The sequence below is a fragment of the methanotrophic endosymbiont of Bathymodiolus puteoserpentis (Logatchev) genome (assembly GCF_900128525.1).
Classification (GTDB): domain Bacteria; phylum Pseudomonadota; class Gammaproteobacteria; order Methylococcales; family Methylomonadaceae; genus Methyloprofundus.
In genome coordinates this window covers 1-1,036 of sequence record NZ_FQTQ01000160.1, presented here as the reverse complement: position 1 = coordinate 1,036, position 1,036 = coordinate 1, and the positions used below count along the sequence as shown (strand labels likewise).

The window sequence follows — 1,036 nt, the reverse complement described above, 5'->3', positions numbered from 1 at the left end:
TCGCGTTAAGTTTTTGCTGCTTGCTTGGGCAGGGATGCCCAAAACAAGCTTTCGCAAAAATAGCGACTCCCCGCAAAACTACCTCATTGACTTGACGGCTGTCGGGATAAAATTCTTGCCTCCCTCGCGCACTTCGGATTGGCGAATTTCCCTGTCGCCTACTGCGGACTAAAAATCATCACTTCGCTAGCGCTCCGTTTCCCTGATTTTCAGCGTTAGCTAAAGATGCTTTTTCAGCTAATTGCTCCATTTTTTTTGTACACTAATCATTAAAATCCCTTATCTATATCAATAGATAAATCCTAAGCCACCTGATCAAAATCAATTCGACTTAGTTTTTTAGTATCAACTTTCTTTCTTGCCTCCCATAAATCGTATGTTTCTTGTAATCGCATCCAGCTTTCTGCACTTCCACCTAGCACAGTAGATAATCTGATTGCCATTTCTGGTGATAAGTTAGATATGCCGTTTAAAAGCCTGTTAAACGTACTACACGCCACGCCTAAAGACTTAGCTACACTATTTGCTGAAATATTATCAAAAGGCTCTATATAGGTTCTGTAAATTAATCCGCCCACATGAGGTGGGTTATATTGTCTTATTGTCATTAGTGATAATCCTCATAGTCAACGATATAAGCATCGCCATCTTTAAATTCAAAAGTTATTCGCCAGTTTCCTGATACCACGATAGACCACCTACCTTTTAAGTTTCCGATCAATTCGTGCAGGTTGTAACCAGGCTTTGCCATATCTTCAATAAAAACAGCGGCATCAAGAAAAGCTAATCTATCTCGAAGTCTATCGGCATGTTTGGCTTGAATGCCTGATAAGCTACCTTTTTCAAAGAATTTTTTTAATCCTTTATGTTTAAAATTTTTAATCATTACTGTATTAAATAACGCATTACGCAACGAGTAATATTACTTTGTATTTTTAAATTCATCAAGTTCAACTTCACACGCTGAAAATCAGGGAAACGGAGCGATAGCGAAGTGATGATTTTTAGTCCGCAGTAGGCGACAGGGAAATTCGCC

At 38.9% G+C, this 1,036-nt stretch carries 2 protein-coding genes; both read right to left on the bottom strand.

The features are described from left to right. Positions 1-302: 302 nt before the first annotated feature. Positions 303-608: a HigA family addiction module antitoxin gene (locus BQ7314_RS12230; RefSeq protein WP_174483970.1), complete on the bottom strand. Its 306-nt coding sequence runs from the start codon at positions 606-608 to the stop codon at positions 303-305. Then, a complete protein-coding gene (locus tag BQ7314_RS12225) occupies positions 608-886 on the bottom strand; it encodes a type II toxin-antitoxin system RelE/ParE family toxin (RefSeq protein WP_174483969.1) in 279 nt (92 codons plus the stop codon). Before BQ7314_RS12225 ends, BQ7314_RS12230 begins: the two co-directional genes overlap by 1 nt. Positions 887-1,036 lie beyond the last annotated feature (150 nt).